Consider the following 18685-nt stretch of genomic DNA (forward strand, 5'->3'; position numbering starts at 1 on the left):
CTGGACCTGCGCCCAACAATTTACTACAATTTTCTCGTGAAAAATATCGGCCCGCTCGGCCCCCGCACGACCGCCGAGCACCCCCTGCCTGCCGGGCAGGCGAAGCTGCTCGCGGTGCTGGACTCCCTGCCCGCTCCGGTCACCCTCGCCGAGCTGGCCGACGCCAGCGGGCTGCACCCGAACACGTTGCGGTCCCACTTGGACCCGCTCGTCGAGAGCGGCGCCGTGATCCGCGCCCGGGAACCGGTCAGCGGGCGGGGCCGGCCCCCGCACCGCTACGCGACCTCCGGAGCACGTCCTGGTCCGGCCGTCGAGGTCACCGGGCTGGCCATCGCGTTGGCCGAGGCGGTCACGCACGCGAGCCCGAGCCCGGCCGAGGACGCTCGCCGAGCCGGACGCGGGTGGGGCAGGCGCCTGGCCGAGGAACCCGGCAGGCGATCCGCCGTGCGAGACGTGCTCGAGCGGATGGGCTTCAGCCCCCAACCCGACCCCGCTGACGTGTCCGTGTTCCGGTTGACCCGCTGCCCACTGCTGGCGGCCGCTCGCACAGCGCCGGACGTGGTGTGCGGTGTCCACCGCGGACTGGTCGAAGGGCTGCTGCACCGCACGGGCGCGGAGACGGGTGTGGAACTGGAGCCGTTCGCCGAGGTCGGCGCCTGCCTCCTGCGCGTCGGGGACCCGGCGTGACCGCCGAGGTCGCGAACCCGCCCCGGACCACCCGCACACCGCGGCGCGTTCCGGCCCGGCGCGCACTGCTCGCCCTCCCCGCGGCGGCGGCGCTGCTGGCCGGGCTCGACGGAGCGCTCTCCCTGCTCGGAGTGTGGTCGCCGGGACCGGGTACGCGAACGGCCGATGTGCACGGGACCCTCATGACACTGGGCTTCGTCGGCGCGTTCGTCGCGCTCGAACGAGCCGTGGCGCTGCGCAGGCGTGCGGGCTACCTCGCTCCCGCGTGTCTGGCGGCCGGTGCGCTGCTGCTCCTCGCGCCGCACCTGCGGACAGCGGGCGCGGCGCTGTTCGTCGCCGGGTCGGCGGTGCTGGTCGCCGTCTACGTCCAGCTCTGGCGACGCCGGTACGACGCGGCCGTGCTCGTCCAGGGACTCGGCGCGGTGCTCGCCCTCGGCGCGACCGTCTGTTCCCTCGGCGGTGTGCCGCTCGCGTCGCTGGTGCCGTGGCTGGCGGGTTTCCTGGTGCTCACCATCGCGGGGGAGAGGCTGGAACTCGCGCGGCTGCGGATGCCGGCCATGGCCGAGCGGACTTTGCTGCTGCTCGCCGCGTCCGTGGCGTGCTCGGCCCTGACCGCACTGCTGTGGCCGTCGTTCACCGTCGGCTTCGGCATCGCCCTCGGTGGCGTGACGTCGTGGCTCTTCCGGTACGACATCGCCCGCCACACGGTGCGCGCTGAGGACCCGGCACGCTTCATGGCCCTGTCCATGCTGGCCGCACAGGCCTGGCTGGGAGTGGCCGCCGCGGTCTGGCTCGTCGCCGACACCGCCGGCGGGTCGTCTCCTGCCTACGACGCGTCCGTGCACGCCGTCTTCCTCGGCTTCACCATGTCGATGGTGATGGCGCACGCTCCGGTCATCCTGCCCGCCGTTTCGGGGATGCCCCTGTCCTTCCACCGCGCCACGTACGTGCCGCTGCTGCTCCTGCACCTCGGTCTCGTGGTCCGGCTCTGGCTGGGTGACGCGCTGGGTGTCCGGGCCGCCTGGCAGACCGGTGGTGTGCTCACCGTGCTGGCGCTGCTCGGCTTCCTCGTCGTCGTCGGGTGGTCGCTCATCCGCCGGCGGCCCGAGCCGGGAGGTGTCGCGTGAGCACCCGCGGGTTCTGGCCCATGCGCGACCTGCCCACCGTGGGCTGGCTCGTCGCGGCGGGCGCGGCCAGTCTCGTCCACTCGTTCGTCCCCGAACCGCGCTGGCTGATGATCCACCTGCTGGTGCTGGGCGCCGCAGGACACGCGATCCTCGTGTGGAGCCGCTACTTCGCCGACACGCTGTTGCGCTGCCCACCCACCCCGCGCCGCGAGCAGACCCTCCGGCTCGCCCTGTTCAACGCCGGGGTGGCCGTCGTGGTCGCCGGCATCCTCGGCGACGTGTGGCCAGCCACGACGGCGGGCGCCGTCCTCGTCACGACGGCGGTCGTCTGGCACGCGGGCGTACTGGCGCGCCAGGTCCGCCGGGCTCTCGGTAGCCGGTTCACCCCGACCATCCGCTTCTACGTCGTGGCAGGCGCGTTCCTCCCGGTCGGCGCCGCTCTCGGCACCTGGATGGCCTACGACCAGGCCGGCGTATTCCACGATCGTGCGCGGCTCGCCCACATCGCCGTCAACGTCCTCGGGTTCCTCGGGCTCACCGTCCTCGGCACCCTGGTGACCCTGTGGCCGACCGTGCTCCGCACCCGGATCGCCGACGGTGCGGAACGAGCCGCCCGCCGCGCCCTGCCGCTGCTGGTGTCCGCCGTCGGCCTGATCGCGGGCAGCGCGCTGGCCGGGCTGCGACCGGGGATCGTCGTGGGACTGCTGGGCTATCTGGCCGGGATCGCGTTGCTGGCGAAGCCCGCGCTGCGGGCTGCCAGGGCGAAACCGCCGGGATCCTTCGCGGCGTGGTCCATCCTGGCGGGTGTCGTCTGGTTGGCGGGCAGCCTGCTGTTGTTGACGGCCCTCGCTCTCACCAGCCGGGACTGGACACACCTGGACCGTGGGCTGAGCGAGGTCACCCCGCTCCTCGCGGCCGGGTTCGTCGCCCAGGTGCTGGTCGGGGCGTCGTCCTACCTGATCCCGGTCGTGCTGGGCGGTGGCCCGAGCCCTGTCCGCGCCGCCAACCGCACGTTCGACGCGGGCGGGCCGTTGCGCCTCGTCGTCACCAACGCCGGCCTGCTCGTGTGCGCGCTCCCGGTACCGAGCCTCGTTCGGGTCGCCGTCTCCACGCTCGTGCTCGCTGCCTTGGCGAGTTTCGTGCCGATCCTGTTCGCCGCCATGCATGCCGCACGGCGCGCCAAGGCGGCCACGCGGAACGAAGTGGGTTCCGGCACCCGGCCGACGGAGCGCCCCCGGCGGGCCGGGCAGCGCAGCGGGTTCGCGGTCGCCGGGCTCGCCGCGGTGCTGGTCGCCGCGGCGACGGGAGTGGCACTCGACCCGGCGGCGCTGGGGGGTCCCGCCGCGTCCGCCGCCGGTGGTGTCCCGCCGACGGGGCACACGACCAGGGCCGAGGTCACGGCGTCCGGGATGCGCTTCACCCCGGGCACGATCGAGGTCCCGGCCGGCGACCGGCTGGTCATCACCGTCCACAACGAATCCGATGGTGACGTGCACGACCTCGTCCTGGACACGGGGGCCGACTCCGGCCGCCTCGCTCCCGGGGACACCGGCACCGTGGACGTCGGCGTGGTCGGCCGCGACCTCGACGGGTGGTGCTCGGTGGTGGGGCACCGCCAGATGGGCATGGTGCTGACCGTGCGCGTGCGCGACGCCGCCGACCACGCCACCCACCGGGCCACCACCGGACCTGTCGCGCCCCGCGCCACCTACACACCGGGCGCGGTGCCGAGGGAGGACTTCTCCGCCCGTGACGCCCGCCTCCCCGCACCGCCTCCCGAGCGGGTGCACCGGGTACGGCTGGTGGTCACCGAGACCGAGCAGGAGGTCGCCCCCGGGGTACGTCAGACCGTATGGACCTACAACGGCGCCACACCCGGCCCGGTCCTCCACGGGCGGGTGGGCGACCGCTTCGAGATCACCCTCGTCAACGACGGGACGGTCGGGCACTCGATCGACTTCCACGCGGGCACCCTCGCTCCCGACCAGCCGATGCGCACGATCAGCCCGGGTGCGTCCCTGGTCTACCGGTTCACCGCGACCCGGGCGGGCATCTGGATGTACCACTGCTCCTCCATGCCCATGTCCGCCCACATCGCGGCGGGTCTGTTCGGCGCCGTCGTCATCGACCCACCGGACCTGCCGCCCGCGGACCGGACCTACGTCCTCATCCAGTCCGAGCTCTACCTGGGTCCGCAGGGCGGCACCCCCGACACCGCGGCCCTCCGGACAGGTCAACCGGACGCGGTGGTCTTCAACGGCTATCCCGACCAGTACGACCACCGGCCACTGACCGCCCGGGCCGGCGAACGCCTCCGACTGTGGGTGCTCGACGCGGGCCCCGTCCGGCCTCTGTCCTTCCACGTCGTCGGCGGTCAGTTCGACCGCGTCTGGTCCGAAGGCCGGTGGCTCCTCGGCTCCGCCGCCGCTCCCGCGACCGACACCGGCGCACAGGTCCTGCCGCTGCTGCCCGCCCAGGGCGGCTTCGTGGAACTCACCCTGCCGGAACCCGGCCACTACCCCTTCGTCAACCACGTCATGACCGACGCGGAACGCGGCGCCCATGGAATCGTCAACGTCACCCGCTGATCGCCGGGTTGAGGAAGCCTCCGGACTCCGGGCCCATGACCTCGGTGGCGTGTACTCCCAGCACCATCGCTCCTCCCTGGCGAACAAGCGGTCGGCCAACTCGGCGCTTGGGCATCTCTCATGTCCAGAACTCCCGACCGGAACAACACTTGCCTGTTGTGACCTTCACCGGCACGGCTACTCGGCGAGCAGGTCGGCCAACCACGCGCCGATGTTCGCGCCGGCGTCACTCACCGCCAGGCCGATGATGGCCAGCGCGACGACCACACCACCAACACGCCGCATGACACCCGCGTTGTCGCCTCTGCCACCGCCCATCCACAGCAACAGCAGTGCGATCGCCAGCAGGGACAGCGGGAGGATGTTCCCCAGCAACCAGTTCTGCACTCCGGATGTCCCCAGTACCGGGGCGGAGACGGACGACGCCTGAAACAGGGTCGGGCGGTGCCGGTTCGAGTCGTTCGGACGGCGCCGGTGCGAGCCGACTCGACGGTGCTGGTTCGAGCCGACTGGACGGTGCTGGTTCGAGCCGACCGGATGACGTGGGCGCGCCCGGTGTCACCAGGGACGGTGGGGGCGACAACGGGAAGGACATGTCCTGCGAGTGGAACGGGCGCACCGTGCACTCGATCCGGCCCTGTGCACCACGCCCGCAGACGGCAGCCAAGCCGTCCACGATCTTCGTCCAGATCCCCTTCTTCCGTTCGATCCACCCACCAACCGTGGTGAAGCGGACCCAGTAGTCCTCGAAGTTGAAGCTGAACGCGTCCACGTCGTCGCCGGTCCCGTTCCCGCCTTTGCGGTACCCCGCGGGCAACGGCTCCTGTTTGCAGGTGAAGGTCGTGACCGACTCGACGGGCACGTCATGCCGGTTCCACACCGGGCAACTTTCCTTCCCCTCGCCCAACCGGGCGATGCCCATGATCCGTCCCGATCTGTTCAGGGCACCGCCGCACAGCGATCCGGTGCAGTTGCCGGCCTCGGCGGTCGGCGTTGCCACGACCGTCGCGACCAACGTCAGGAAGATAGTTCCCGCGGTGGCAGCGACGCGGGCCCTCGTGAAAGCGCATCGCGCCCTCATTTCGACGTGTCGGCCGGAATTCCGTGGCCTCGTGGACTTGTGTCCTCGGCTCTCCGCTGTGCTCGGGGAGGCGGCCGCACCCAGCGTCAGACAACGTCGACATTCCCGTCAACACCGCGGCTGTCCCCGGGGACGGCGGGACGGAAAAGACGGCCTGACCTGGAGGTTTGCGACGGCCTGGGACGGCAGCCGCCCCTCAGCGGCCCACCGGACCACCCGAGACGATCATCACGGGTTCCTCGGTGATCTCGACGTCGTCACCCGGTTCGATCCTGCGGACACTCCTGTCGAGGTAGCGCACCTCGCGAGCAGAGACTCCAGCGGGAGTCGCGGCGGTGCCGTCATCGGTCCAGCGGATCACCGCGTCAAAGGTGTGTTCGGATTCCGTAAGTGTGAACTGGCATTGCCACACGTTGTTCGGAGGTTCACCTGCATGCCGTGGCCACACGACTCGCTCCTGGCGTGCTGGAGCCACCGCTGCAGCTGCTCGACGGCGAGTGCGGCGGTGGTCGGCACGCCGCCGACCGGTTGCAACACGATGGGGATCTTCGTACCGCCCCAGTTGTAGAAGTACATCCGTTCGAGGTTCATCTTGCGGGCGTAGATACCCACAAGGTAGAAGCGGACCGCGTGGTTGCGGGCCTCTCGCTCCTCGAGGGGCCGCTGGAGCGTGATGGAGTAGGTGGTTCCCGTGTTCCACAACCTCGGGTGAACACCCGCTTCGTGCATGATCCGATCGATCGTGTTGGTGAGTTCCAACATGGTTTCCGGCGGATCCGACGCGTCCCGCTGAAACAGCTTGACGCCTGCCACATCGCAGTGGTCGTACCCCCCGAGCTCAGCGAAACGCTGCAGGAATTTGACACCATCGGGCTTCCACAGCCGACCCATGCCAGGGCACACGATCGTCGCGGCGGCGTCGACCGAGCGAATGATGGCACTGGCGCGTTCGGTCATCTCGACCAGTGTCTCCACGCCGCCCGCGTAGAACCGGCGGTCATTGGCCAACCCCCACAACTCGTACGCCTCGATTCGGCCTCGGTAGCGCTCCACCACCGCTCGGACGTAGGTGTCCCAGTCGGCGAGATCGACCGGCGGTGCGGGGGTTCCCTCGGGGTACGGTCCGGCGGGGCCGTTCGGACTGGCCCACCTTGGCGTGTTGCCGAACACGAACAGCACCGGCAGTCCGGCAGTCTCCGCACCATCGGTAAGTCGATCCGCCGCCGACCAGTCGAACTCACCCCGCTCGCGCTGGATCTCCGACCACCGCGTGCCGCCATCCCAGAATCTGACCGCGCCGACCCGGAATGAGGGCATCGCCCCGGTCCCGCTGTTGATCGTTACCCCGAACAACGTGCGGGGCACGGTGGTGGGCGGCAGAGTCCAGGCCGGTCCGGCGACCGCTCGCAGCGGATCGCCCGATGACGTGTGCCGCGGTCCGTCGCTCGTGCTCATTGCCACTAAAACCAGAACCATCAGCACGCCGACCAACGCCGTCGCGCGACGACGCCAGAACGGAACCGGCGCGACGGGCGCGGTGGCCTGCACCAGCGACCCATGTGCGGCGGCACCTGGCACGTGGCGGGACGCTCCCCAATCCGCGTCCGCCCCAGGGGAATCGAACTCGGCGACGTCGGCCGTGTCGGCGAGTTCGGTGGTACGCAACCACAACCGGTGCAGGAGGGCCATTTCCTCGCGAGTCGCCCCACACGTGATCGCGATGCGTTCGAGGATCCCGAACTCGCGTGCGACGATCGCGCCCGTGCAGTACCGGTGCACGGCGGACTTGCTCTGGTGCACGTGCCGGCCGATGGAGGCGTAGCTCCGGCCACTCCTGGTCTTCAGCTGTTGCAGCAGGTCCCCCAGCTCGGTGCCACCGTCAACCATGATGTCCGATCCCTCGCTCACAGCGGTCGCGACGCAGGTCCCCGCACCTCGTGCATCGCCGCTCCACACTGATTTGTGTCAACTCAACCACGTACAGCGACCAACCGTAGTTCACGTGATCCGACTCCCGAGAGCATTTCGTTACGACGCCGACCGGCAGCGGACCGCGGCAGCCGTCCCCGACGTCCCGGATTCTCTGCGTCACCGCAGGTTAGGAGGTTGTTGCTGTCCCAGCGTCCCCGCCACGCCTGGTTCGCTTGACCCCAATATCCCGTAGTCGCGACATTGATATCACCGACGCAGACGAATCAGAAGGAGGAGGCAGTGTCAAGGACAAAACCAGGACGATTCCTTGCCCGGTTGGGAACGGCCGCGCTGCTGACGATTGCTGCGCTGATCGTTCCGACGTCCACGGCCAGCGCCGACGGCTGCAAGGTGATCAATTCGGTATCGCCGACGGTCATGCTGTGCGGCCGTGTGTACAACCAATCCACGAAGCCCCTCTACACCACGACGGTGCTGGACTTCCCCGACGCCGACGAGGATGAGGCTCGCGATGGCGGGAAGGACGACCCGCCGCACGAGTGCGAACTGTGGAATGGCGAGGGCAACTCATCGCCGGCTACCCGAAAGGTGGGCTGTTACCAGGTGGAACTCGCCCCGGGGTCGAGCAGGGGCGGCAACTACGTTGACGTTGACGCCTTCACATATGCCGATCGGGAGTATCTGATCGACTTTCACGGGAAACTGTCGTGGCAGACCGAGGGTGTGTGGACGAGAATTCGAAGCTGGGAATCGGCCTACTGCTACACCGACCCCGGATTCGGATTCCCCACGTGCCTGATCAAGTACCTCTGACTGCGGGGGAGGCGACAGGAAGCCAGTCCTTGGCCTGCCGGTCATCGAGGGCTGACTCTTCTGTGTCACGATGGGTAGCCGACGGTGATCAACGCGTGGAGGCGGCTGGGGCAGCGAGCTGGTGCCCGTCGGCCGGACACCTGACCTGAGATGGCCTCGGCCACCAGGGTGGATGAGCTACCTGATGGGCTTGAAAAGCATAGGCTGCGCGTTATGCGGATGCTGAGTGATGCGCGGGCTTCCCGGCAGTGTTCCCGCAGGTGGTTCGGCATCCGGTCATAAATGAGGCCGAACAGAAATGTGCACGACGAGCGATAGTTCGGCCTCGTCAGCTCGGAACGAGCTGACGAGGCCGAATCAGTGGGTAATCTGTTCCGCTGATTCAGCGGGATATCACAACATCCCGGTCACTGGTGCGGGACCCGCACGGGAGCACGACCACCACGTCGGGGAGGATGACGATGTCGAAGTCCTCGAGGACGTCGACCGTGACGTCCTTCAGGATGGTGATGTCGCCGACCGTGATCGGCACGTTCACCACGACGTCGTCCAGCGCGGCGGTCAGGATGTTCAGTTCGTTGCTGCTCAGGATCTTGCCCGGGATGATCACCTTGACGTCGTTGTTGTTCAGCACGCCGTCGTCGTTGATGTCGATCTCGCAGATGACGGCCGCGATCCCGAGGTAGGTGCCGTTGTAGCAGTGCGACGGCGGGACCGTGGCCTGAGCGCCGGAAGCACTTCCGGCGATCAGGGCGACCAGCATCGCGAAAACGGCAGCGAACGAACCGAGTGCCTTTCTCGCAGAAAACTCCTCATGAGTGTTTGTCGGGGATTCGACGAATTCAGCATCTGCTGGGCCCTGGCAGTTGCCGGTGATACTTCGCCGAGAACGAAGTATGCCAGGAAGATTCCACTCGATCCACGCCCGGCGCGTCTTGTGCGCCAATGGAGGAAAGCGCGGCACGGAAAGTAAAGGACATTTATTGGACATCGGTGACCCGGTGCACGCGAAGATGCCTGTGCACGCTCACAATTGCCCCACTTCTACGACCTCGGCATCGTCCGCCTGGAGTAAGCGATCCTCGATCCGGTCGACCGTTCCGGAGGTCGGTCAATGACGTTCGTCATTCTCTGATAATAGAGAACAAGAGGCTTTGCGTTGGAGGATCAGATGCTCCATTGGTGAGCGGATGGCTCCCCTAACGGGGGATTCAGTTGCGTCCTGCTTCCGGGATTCCGCCAAACGGGTCCCGGGTGCACGAACCATGGCTCGCCCAGCGCAGGCCTTGCGACTGGCCCACATGCCTTTCGATGACTGCTGGGCCGGGAAGGGTGGCCGGTATCATGGATGTTGTGCCCTGAGCCGGGTCGGCGCAGTGGCACCGCGGAGGGGTGCCGCCCGTACCGCCGTCTGTGGCCGTCTGCGGATCGCGGCCGCGAGCTGTCGAGCGCCGGTGACGCGAAGCACCGAAGAGTTTCCGGGCGCTGTGACGTGGGACCGGCCGTGAACGCCAAACAGTGCAGAGGCAACCAGACGCAGTTCGACGTCGTGTACGGACTCGACTCGACCGGAGGTGACTGCTGCTCCGATAGACGCTCGTCAGTCGTCGGGAGGCGTCTGACGGTGCTGCCCGGGCACTTCGGCGCCGCCTTCGTGCTGATGCGACAGATCCGGCAGGTCATGGAGGGTAGGACGATGTTCTGTCTTGCGCACCTCGGTGGGTGCGGGCGTCTCCCACCCTGACCCGCGCCTGCCGGGGTCACCCGCGGCAGAGGGCTTGCCGTTATCGGTGGAGGTTGCCTGACCGGGAGCCGTCACGATGACGATGAGCCTGTGTCGTTCGCGGTGTCGTTGTCGGTGTTGTCCGCCGACTTCTCCTCGGCGGCCTCGACGCCCGTGGACGTCCTCCGCGCACGGTCCGTGGTTCCGGTCTCTTGCGCCGGTGCTCGGTGGCGACGTCGCTCTGACCGCTTCCGTGATTGTGGCGCAGCCGTTTCGCTGCCGGCCCGGGGGCCGAACAGTGTCGCGTTGAGGTAAGCGCGGGTGAATTCGATGGCACTGTCGTCGAGCAGGTGCACGACGACGGGCTCGTTGGATGGCTCGCCCGCGACCTTCTTGACGAGCTTGTCGGCGAGTTTTCGTGCCGCCACGATGTCTGGGGCGGTGCCGTTCAGTTCCTTGTCGCGTCCGGAGACGACGACTGAATACTCTTTGTCATCGCGTGTGTACCGCGCCACGATGGATTGCATGGTTCTCACCTCTCCGGTTCCTCATGACGCACACGGATCGCGATCATGACGGGTGTGGAGCGTTTTTTTCGACATGTTCGGTGGCTGAGCCGAATCCGCCAAGACCGATTACGGCGATAAGGGAACAGTACGCGCGTTCGGCCGAACGACAATGTCGGCACTTGCGATGGAGTTCTCATCCTCCTGCGGAAAGATGGACGCGCAGGAGGTGCTGGGCCTCGCGGACGGTGCCGGCGACGGGGAGGACGTCCGTGAGGGAGGCCAGCGTGATCACTCGGCGGACCATGCTGTGCCGTTGGGCCACCACCACGAGCGAAAATCCCGTGCGCTGCCCGTGGCCGGCGACGCTGACCAGCGCGGTCAGTCCGGACGCTCCGAAGAACGTGGTAGCGGCGACATCGATGATCACCCCAGTGATGTCCGCTGCTGAGGTGGCCTCGACCAGCGCGTCCGCGAGCATCCCGGCGGTCTCCAGGTCGACGTCCCCGGCAACGCGCACCAGCAGGTGATCGCCGATGCGTTCGATGTGAACGCTCAGGTACATGGGAATCTGGCACCCTCCACGAATTCGGCGAGTACCACCGGGGAGACCGGAGACGGGGAGGCGGCAGCCCGGTTTCTGCGAGGTCTCGCCCGCCTCCGGTCATGGCCAGATCTGGTGATCGACTCGGGAATAGATTTCGGCGCGTCGCTCCCGTTGCTCCCCGCGCCTGCAATCCTCTCGTGCACCGAACTGACCATACGCTCACCGTGCGGCGACGTTGCCCCATCTCAACGCCACCGAATTGGCCAAGGCCGCACGACGAGCGGTGTGAGTAAAACACAACGCGGCCTGAACCGCAGTCGGACGGGCGGAATATCCACCCGCTTGGACCAATGGCGCAGCGGTGTCCGCTGATGTCTTTGTGTAACCGAGTGAACACGCCTATCGAAAAAGGCGGCGAAAGTGATCAGTGGATATACTGAAACCAGTTCTATTTACGCTGTGGACCTGTGGGAGTGTGCCGTGGACAAGGTTGCATCCGCCACGCAATTACCGGGCGGCCGGTTTCGGACGGGTTTGCTCACGTACCGGCGTGCGGGGGAAGCTTTCGTCGTGCTCGGGCGGCCTGTCCGATCGCGACGTGGTTGCGCCGGGCCGCCCTGCCCACTCTCGTGGCCCGCACGATCGCTGAGCGGTACCTCGATGCGACGAAGGACTTGTTGCGGAGCCGGGAGGTATCGCTGTGGCAGGTGTCAGCGGATGCGTTCCCAGCCTCGTCGAGGTGTCCGGCTGCCCAGCTGGGTGTCCCGGCTCCGGTAGACGATGTAGGGCCGGGTGAGATAGCCGAGCGGCATGGAGAACACGTGCACGAGCCTGCTGAACGGCCAGAACGCGAACAGCACCCACGCGGACAGTGCGTGCAGCTGGAAGCCGAGTGGTGCGCCGGCCATCAGTTCCGGCTGGGGTTGGAAGTAGAAGATGGACCGGAACCACGGGGACACCGTTTCCCGGTAGTTGTGGGGTTCACTGGTGAGGTTACCGAGCACGGTGGTGCCCAGGCCGAGCACGATGGTGCCGACCAGCAGCACGTACATGATCTTGTCGTTGCGGGTGGTGGCGGAGAAGACCGGGCCGACGGTGCGTCGGCGGTAGATCAGGATCGCCGCGCCTGCCAGCGTGCACACGCCGGCGAGCACACCGAGTGCGACGGCCACGGCGTGGTAGGCGGTCTCGCCGATGCCGGCCGCCTCGGTCCAGGACTCGGGGATGAGCAGGCCGCCGACGTGGCCGAGGGCGACGAGCAGGATGCCGAAGTGGAACAGCGGGCTGCCCAGCCGCAGGAGGCGGTTCTCGTAGAGCTGGGAGGAGCGCGTGGTCCAGCCGAACTTGTCGTAGCGGTAGCGCCAGGCGTGCCCGACGATGAAGATCGCGATCGCCACGTAGGGCACGACCACCCACAGCATGACGTCGAGTGTGTTCGAAGGGTTCACCGCGGACCTCCGGCGGGCATGTACTCGGGTGGGGCGAACGGGGCCAGCCCGACCTCTTCCTCTGGTGGGCCCTGGGCGATCAGGCGGGCGATGGCGTCGTCGTCCCGCCCGTTCAGCGCGGGCAAGGTGGCCGACACCGAGTCGAGCGTGCCCGCCCATGGCGACCCGATCTCGTGCAGGCCCAGGCGCAGCACTTCCAGGCCTGCGCGGTGCTCGATGAGCAGCCGCTGCCCGACGACCGGGTCCGCGGTGGCGGCGAACTCGAGCACGACCGCGAGGTGGTCCGGCATCTCACCGTCGTCGAGCACCAGGCCGGCGGCGCGGTAGGCGTGCTTGAACCGCAGCAGCGCCATGCCGCGTTTGCGGGTGTCGCCGTAGGCGAAGTAGGTGAGGAAGGGACTGAACCGCTTGCGGTGGTCGAACGTCGCGACGTAGTCGGCGGCCAGCTCGACGAGCGGGGTGGCGTCGATGTGGTCGAGGACCGTCCGCAGTGGTGCGCCCAGCGGGGCGGGCAGTGTCGCGGTCGCGGCCCGCAGCAGGGGGACGCGACCGATCAGCTCCTCGTCCGGGTAGCTGATCAGCAGGGACTGGATCTGCCAGGCGGTGGCGCGCTGCCGGTCTGTGACGGTCATGGCTTCGGCGCCACCTCGCCGGCCGGGTCGCCCCCTGGGTCCGTGGGCCCTGGGCTGCCGTCGTCGCGAGTCGGCGAGGGTGGGAACAGGCCTTCGGGGCGGCCTTTGCCGTCCCAGTTGAGCAGGTTGACCCGGTTGCCCTTGTCGACCGGGGCGGCCATGGTGTCGGTGGTCTGACGGTCGCGGAGCATGCGGAAGTTCTCCACCGCGATCGGCGACGCCCCGCCGGAGTTCTCGCCGAACGGCCCGGAACCGCCCATGCCGGGCCCGCCTTCGTAGTCGAGGCTGCACTCGGTTGCCAGCTCCTCGAGGCCGTGGGCCTGTTCGGCGTGCGCGGGCGGGATGACGTACCGCTCGTCGTACTTGGCCAGCGCGAGCAGCCGGTACATGTCGTAGATCTGTTCGCCGGTCATCCCGACGCGTTCGGCGATCGCCTCCTGGGGTTCGCGACCGAGGTTGATGTCGCGCATGTACGAGCGCATCGCGGCGAGCCTGCGCAGCACCCCGTCGACCGGCGCCGGGTCGCCTGCCGTGAACAGGTTGGCGAGGTACTCGACGGGGATGCGCAGCGCGTCGATGGCGGCGAACAGGTTGCCGTGGTCCTCGGCGTCGTGCCCGGTGTCCCGGACCACGTCGACGACCGGGGACAGGGGCGGGATGTACCAGACCATGGGCATGGTGCGGTACTCCGGGTGCAGCGGCAGCGCCACCCGGTAGGTGTTGATCAACGCGTGGATCGGGGACCGCTGAGCCGCCTCGATCCAGTCACGGGGGATGCCCGCGCGTTCGGCTTCGGCGATCACGGCCGGGTCGTGCGCGTCGAGGAACACCCGGCGTTGTGCGTCGTAGAGGTCGGTGTCGTCCGGTGTGGACGCGGCGTCGAGGACGCGGTCGGCGTCGTAGAGGACAAGGCCGATGTAGCGCAGGCGGCCGACGCAGGTTTCCGCGCAGACGGTGGGGATGCCGACCTCGATGCGCGGGAAGCAGAAGGTGCACTTCTCGGCCTTGCCGGTGCGGTGGTTGAAGTAGACCTTCTTGTAGGGGCAGCCGGAGACGCACATCCGCCAGCCGCGGCACCGGTCCTGGTCGACCAGCACGATGCCGTCCTCACTGCGTTTGTAGATCGCGCCGGACGGGCACGAGGCGGCGCAGGAGGGGTTGAGGCAGTGCTCGCAGATCCGTGGCAGGTAGAACATGAAGGTCTGCTCGAACTCGAAGCGGACCTTGTCCTCGATGCCTTTCAGCATCGGGTCGGCGTGCGCGATGTCGGGTGCGCCGCCGAGGTTGTCGTCCCAGTTCGCCGACCAGGTGATCTTGGTGGGTTCGCCGCTGATCAGTGATCGGGGCCGGGCGACGGGTGTGTGTTCCTGCTGTGGCGCGGTGGTGAGGGTGTCGTAGTCGTAGGTCCAGGGTTCGTAGTAGTCGTTGATGCTGGGGAGTTTCGGGTTGGAGAAGATGGTGAGCAGCTTGCGCAGGCGGCCACCGCCCTTGAGCTTCAGGCGTCCACGCCTGGTGAGGGTCCACCCGCCGCGCCAGCGCTCCTGGTCCTCGTAGGTGCGCGGGTAGCCCTGTCCGGGGCGCGTCTCGACGTTGTTGAACCACACGTACTCGACACCCGAGCGGTTGGTCCACGCCTGTTTGCAGGTCACCGAGCACGTGTGGCAGCCGATGCACTTGTCGAGGTTCATGACCATCGCCATCTGCGCCATGACCTTCATCAGTACGTCACCTCCTGGCCGCGGCGGCGGATGACCGTGATCTCGTCGCGCTGGTTGCCGGTGGGCCCCAGGTAGTTGAACGCGAACGACAGCTGTGCGTAGCCGCCGATCAGGTGCGACGGCTTGATGAGCAGGCGGGTCAGCGAGTTGTGGATCCCGCCGCGCTTGCCGGACGTCTCGGAGCGAGGCACGTCGATCAGCCGGTCCTGGGCGTGGTGCATGTAGACGGTGCCCTCGGGCATCCGATGCGAGACGATCGCGCGGGCGACGACGACGCCGTTGCGGTTGACCGCCTCGATCCAGTCGTTGTCCGCGACGCCGATCTTCTTCGCGTCCTGGGTGGACATCCAAATTGTCTGGCCGCCGCGAGAGAGGCTGAGCATGAACAGGTTGTCCTGGTACTCGGAGTGGATCGACCATTTCGAGTGCGGGGTGAGGTAGCGCACGGCGATGCCCGACGCGCCCTGCTCGCCAACGCGGGGTTCGTCGAACAGCGCGGTCATGTCCAACGGCGGCCGGAAGACCGGCAGGTTCTCGCCGAGCTCTGCCATCCAGTCGTGGTCCAGGTAGAAGTGCTGGCGGCCGGTGAGCGTGTGCCAGGGCTTGAGGCGCTCGACGTTGATGGTGAACGGCGAGTACCGCCTCCCCCCGGTCTCACTGCCGGACCACTCCGGTGAGGTGATCACCGGCACGGGCGCGGACTGGGTGTCCGCGAACGTGATCTGCTTGCCCTCGTGTTCGGCGGCCAGGTCCGCCAACGGGGTGCCGGTGCGTTGTTCGAGGGTGCGGAAGCCCTGGGTGGCGAGGTGTCCGTTGGTGGTGCCGGACAACGCCAGTATCGCCTCGCACGCATGCACGTCCCGCCGCAGCGACGGGCGGCCGTCCGCCGGGCCGCCGCGGATCGTGCCGTTCTTGTGCTTGAGGTACTCGACCTCGCGTTCCACCTGGAACGTGACGCCCTTCGTGGTCGCGCCCAGCTTGTCGACGAGTGGACCGAGCGCACCCATCTTCGCCGCGATCGCCCCGTAGTCCCGTTCCACCACGGTGATCCGCGGCATCGTCACACCCGGCACCGGCTCGCACTCGCCAGTCCGCCAGTCGCGGACCACGCCGTGCGGGGTCGCCAGCTCGTCCGGGGTGTCGTGCAACAACGGCGTCGCGACCACGTCCTTGCGCACGCCCAGGTGGGCCTCCGCGAGCCCGCTGAATGCCTCCGCGATCGCCTGGAACGCCACCCAGTCCGTGCGGGTCTGCCAGGGCGGGGCGATCGCCGGGTTGAACGAGTGCACGAACGGGTGCATGTCGGTGGTGTTCAGGTCGTGCTTCTCGTACCAGGTCGCTGCGGGCAGCACCACGTCGGAGAACAGTGTGGTGCTTGTCATCCGGAAGTCCAGCGACAGCAACAGGTCCAGCTTGCCGGTCGGCGCACCCACGTCCTGTTCCCGCAGCGACGAGTCGGTGCCCAGCAGGTGCTTGAGGAAGTACTCGTTGCCCTTCGCCGACGACCCGAGCAGGTTCGCCCGCCACACCGACAGCACGCGCGGGAAGTTCTCCGGCTCGTCCGGGGCCTCGCACGCGAACCGCAGCCGGTCCGCCTTCAGCTCCTGGACCACGTAGTCCGGCGCGGGCATGCCCGCGCGTTCCGCGTCGTCGGCCAGGTCGAGCGGGTTGCGGTCGAACGTCGGGTACGAGGGCATCCAGCCCAGCCGCGCGGACTGGGCGATCAGCTCGGCCGTGGTCTTCCCGCCCAGACCGGTGAACCGGTCGTAGCGGTGCTGGTCGGTGTGCAGATACCAGAACGCGGTCTGGATCATCTGCCGCGGCGGGCGCGACCAGTCCAGACCGAACGCGAGCTGCGACCAGCCGGTGACGGGGCGGCACTTCTCCTGGCCAACGTAGTGTGCCCAGCCGCCGCCGTTGACGCCCTGGCAGCCGGTGAGCGTGGTCAGCGCGAGGAACGCCCGGTAGATGGTGTCGGAGTGGTACCAGTGGTTGGTGCCGGCACCCATGATGATCATCGACCGGCCGCGGGACTCCTCGGCGTTGGCCGCGAACTCCCGGCCGATGCGGGCCGCCGCGGCCGCGGGGACGCCGGTGATGGGTTCCTGCCAGGCCGGGGTGCAGGGCTCGCTCGCGTCGTCGTAACCGCTCGGCCAGGTACCCGGCAGCCCGTCCCGGTGCACGCCGTACTGGGCCAGCAGCAGGTCGAACACCGTGGTCACGAGGTGCCCACCGACCCGCCGCACCGGCACGCCCCGGCGCAGCACCGCCTCGCCGTCGAACCGCGGCAGCTCGACCACTGCGACCTCGACGGCCTCGCCGCCGTACAGGGTCAGCGCCGGGTCCACGTCGCCGAGGTCCAGGTTCCACCGGCCCGCGCCTTCGTCGCCGTAGCGGAACCCGAGCGAGCCGTTCGGCACGACCGGCGCTCCGTCGGCGTCCAGCAGCACGGTCTTGAACGCCGCGTGCTCGCCGCCTTCGCCCAGGTCGGCGGCGGTCAGGAACTTGCCGGGCGTGTACCCGTCGCCCTTCTGGTCCAGCCGGACCAGGAACGGCAGGTCGGTGTAGCGCTGCACGTAGTCGAGGAAGTACGGCACCTGCCTGTCGACGAAGAACTCCTTGAGGACCACGTGGCCCATGGCCATCGCGAGCGCGCCGTCGGTGCCGGGCCGCGCGGGTAGCCACTCGTCGGCGAACTTGACGTTGTCGGCGTAGTCCGGCGCGACCGCCACGACCTTCTGGCCCCGGTACCGGGCCTCCGCCATCCAATGCGCGTCCGGGGTGCGGGTCACCGGCAGATTCGAGCCCCACATGATCAGGTAGCCGGCGTCCCACCAGTCACCGGACTCCGGCACGTCGGTCTGGTCGCCGAACACCTGCGGCGACGCCACCGGCAGGTCGGCGTACCAGTCGTAGAACGACAGCATGGTGCCGCCGAGCAGCGACACGAACCGCGCGCCGGACGCGTGGGAGACCATCGACATCGCGGGGATGGGGGAGAAGCCCGCGACCCGGTCCGGCCCGTAGCGCTTGATGGTGTGCACGTGCGCGGCCGCGACCAGCTCCGCCGCCTCGTCCCACGCCGCCCGGACCAGCCCGCCCTTGCCCCGCGCCGACTTGTACCGCCGGGCCGTCTCCGGGTCCTCGACGATCGACTCCCAGGCCAGCACCGGGTCCCCGAGCTGCGTCTTGGCCTCGCGGTACAGCTCCAGTAGCACCCCGCGCACGTACGGGTAGCGGATCCGTGTCGGCGAGTAGGTGTACCAGGAGAACGCGGCGCCACGAGGGCAGCCGCGCGGCTCGTACTCCGGCCGGTCCGGTCCCACCGACGGGTAGTCGGTCTGCTGGGCCTCCCAGGTGATGATCCCGTCCTTGACGTAGACCTTCCACGAGCACGACCCCGTGCAGTTCACGCCGTGGGTGGAGCGGACGACCTTGTCGTGGCTCCAGCGGTCCCGGTAGAACTCGTCCGCCTGTCTGCCGCCGATCTTGTGCAGCGTGCGCAGGTCGGGGGAGACCTCGGCGCGCGTGAAGAACCGCCGGGTGCGGATCAGCGCCTCGGTGAGTTCGGTGTCCAGGCCAGTACGGCCACGGGCCGATTGGGGATCGCTGTCGGTGCTCATGTCGGGGCCCTCCTGGCATCGCGGGACGACTGGTCTACCTGCCGGCGACTCACACGTGTGCCACCTCCCGGCCGGCTGCCGCGCGGCGGACCACGGTCACGGTGAACACCAGCGTCAGGGCGGCGACCAGCGCCAGCGCGGCCAAGCCCAGTGCGTAGGATCCGAGCATGCCGTAGAGGGCGCCCATCACCAGCGGTGGCACGAATCCGCCGAGGCCGCCCGCGGCGCCGACGATCCCGGTGACCGAGCCGACCTTGTTG

The 18685-nt window shown here is 68.5% G+C and carries 14 protein-coding genes and 1 pseudogene; 4 read left to right on the plus strand and 11 right to left on the minus strand.

All coding sequences use genetic code 11. The features are described 5' to 3' along the window. Positions 1-36 precede the first annotated feature (36 nt). Genes ACYQ77_RS44360 through ACYQ77_RS44370 form a run of 3 tightly spaced genes read left to right on the plus strand, consistent with a single transcriptional unit; the run spans position 37 to position 4402 of the window. Complete coding sequence (locus tag ACYQ77_RS44360; RefSeq protein ID WP_459723528.1) at positions 37-687, plus strand: helix-turn-helix transcriptional regulator; 651 nt, start codon at positions 37-39, stop codon at positions 685-687. Next, entirely contained in the window at positions 684-1814 is a 1131-nt protein-coding gene (locus ACYQ77_RS44365; RefSeq protein ID WP_459723529.1) for a hypothetical protein, read from the plus strand. The genes ACYQ77_RS44360 and ACYQ77_RS44365 overlap by 4 nt, the downstream gene beginning before the upstream one ends. Further along, entirely contained in the window at positions 1811-4402 is a 2592-nt protein-coding gene (locus ACYQ77_RS44370) for a multicopper oxidase domain-containing protein (RefSeq protein ID WP_459723531.1), read from the plus strand. Before ACYQ77_RS44365 ends, ACYQ77_RS44370 begins: the two co-directional genes overlap by 4 nt. 177 nt (positions 4403-4579) lie before the next feature. On the opposite strand, the gene ACYQ77_RS44375 is transcribed toward ACYQ77_RS44370, so the two are convergent. The 3 genes from ACYQ77_RS44375 to ACYQ77_RS44385 form a co-directional block, all read right to left on the minus strand. Then, complete coding sequence (locus ACYQ77_RS44375; RefSeq protein ID WP_459723546.1) at positions 4580-4837, minus strand: hypothetical protein; 258 nt, start codon at positions 4835-4837, stop codon at positions 4580-4582. Between the two features lie 842 nt (positions 4838-5679). Further along, positions 5680-5844, minus strand: coding sequence for a hypothetical protein (locus ACYQ77_RS44380; RefSeq protein WP_459723532.1), 165 nt, complete (start codon positions 5842-5844; stop codon positions 5680-5682). After that, positions 5841-7370, minus strand: a complete 1530-nt coding sequence (locus ACYQ77_RS44385) for a helix-turn-helix domain-containing protein (protein WP_459723533.1) — start codon at positions 7368-7370, stop codon at positions 5841-5843. The genes ACYQ77_RS44380 and ACYQ77_RS44385 overlap by 4 nt, the downstream gene beginning before the upstream one ends. A gap of 360 nt (positions 7371-7730) precedes the next feature. Here ACYQ77_RS44385 and ACYQ77_RS44390 point away from each other — a divergent pair, with 360 nt between their 5' ends. After that, positions 7731-8228: a hypothetical protein gene (locus ACYQ77_RS44390; RefSeq protein ID WP_459723535.1), complete on the plus strand. Its 498-nt coding sequence runs from the start codon at positions 7731-7733 to the stop codon at positions 8226-8228. A gap of 382 nt (positions 8229-8610) precedes the next feature. Here the strand turns inward: ACYQ77_RS44390 and ACYQ77_RS44395 are convergent, their stop codons facing one another. From ACYQ77_RS44395 to ACYQ77_RS44430, 8 genes and pseudogenes are all read right to left on the minus strand, one after another. Next, complete coding sequence (locus ACYQ77_RS44395; protein ID WP_459723536.1) at positions 8611-8991, minus strand: hypothetical protein; 381 nt, start codon at positions 8989-8991, stop codon at positions 8611-8613. Positions 8992-10043: 1052 nt separating this feature from the next. Beyond that, the gene (locus ACYQ77_RS44400) at positions 10044-10478 is read right to left on the minus strand and encodes a hypothetical protein (RefSeq protein WP_459723537.1); all 435 of its coding nucleotides are present in this window, start codon (positions 10476-10478) and stop codon (positions 10044-10046) included. Between the two features lie 175 nt (positions 10479-10653). Continuing rightward, the gene (locus tag ACYQ77_RS44405) at positions 10654-11022 is read right to left on the minus strand and encodes an STAS domain-containing protein (protein ID WP_459723539.1); all 369 of its coding nucleotides are present in this window, start codon (positions 11020-11022) and stop codon (positions 10654-10656) included. Between the two features lie 692 nt (positions 11023-11714). Then, positions 11715-12425: a respiratory nitrate reductase subunit gamma gene (gene narI, locus ACYQ77_RS44410; RefSeq protein ID WP_459723540.1), complete on the minus strand. Its 711-nt coding sequence runs from the start codon at positions 12423-12425 to the stop codon at positions 11715-11717. Positions 12426-12448: 23 nt separating this feature from the next. Beyond that, a complete protein-coding gene (gene narJ, locus ACYQ77_RS44415) occupies positions 12449-13084 on the minus strand; it encodes a nitrate reductase molybdenum cofactor assembly chaperone (RefSeq protein WP_459723541.1) in 636 nt (211 codons plus the stop codon). Continuing rightward, on the minus strand, positions 13081-14802 hold the full coding sequence (gene narH, locus ACYQ77_RS44420) for a nitrate reductase subunit beta (RefSeq protein ID WP_459723543.1): 1722 nt from the start codon (positions 14800-14802) through the stop codon (positions 13081-13083). Before narH ends, narJ begins: the two co-directional genes overlap by 4 nt. Beyond that, entirely contained in the window at positions 14802-18425 is a 3624-nt protein-coding gene (locus ACYQ77_RS44425; RefSeq protein ID WP_459723544.1) for a nitrate reductase subunit alpha, read from the minus strand. The genes narH and ACYQ77_RS44425 overlap by 1 nt, the downstream gene beginning before the upstream one ends. Before the next feature lie 49 nt (positions 18426-18474). Continuing rightward, positions 18475-18685 (minus strand): annotated as a pseudogene (locus tag ACYQ77_RS44430) (hypothetical protein); the annotation flags it as partial.

The organism is Actinophytocola sp. KF-1, from assembly GCF_054661535.1.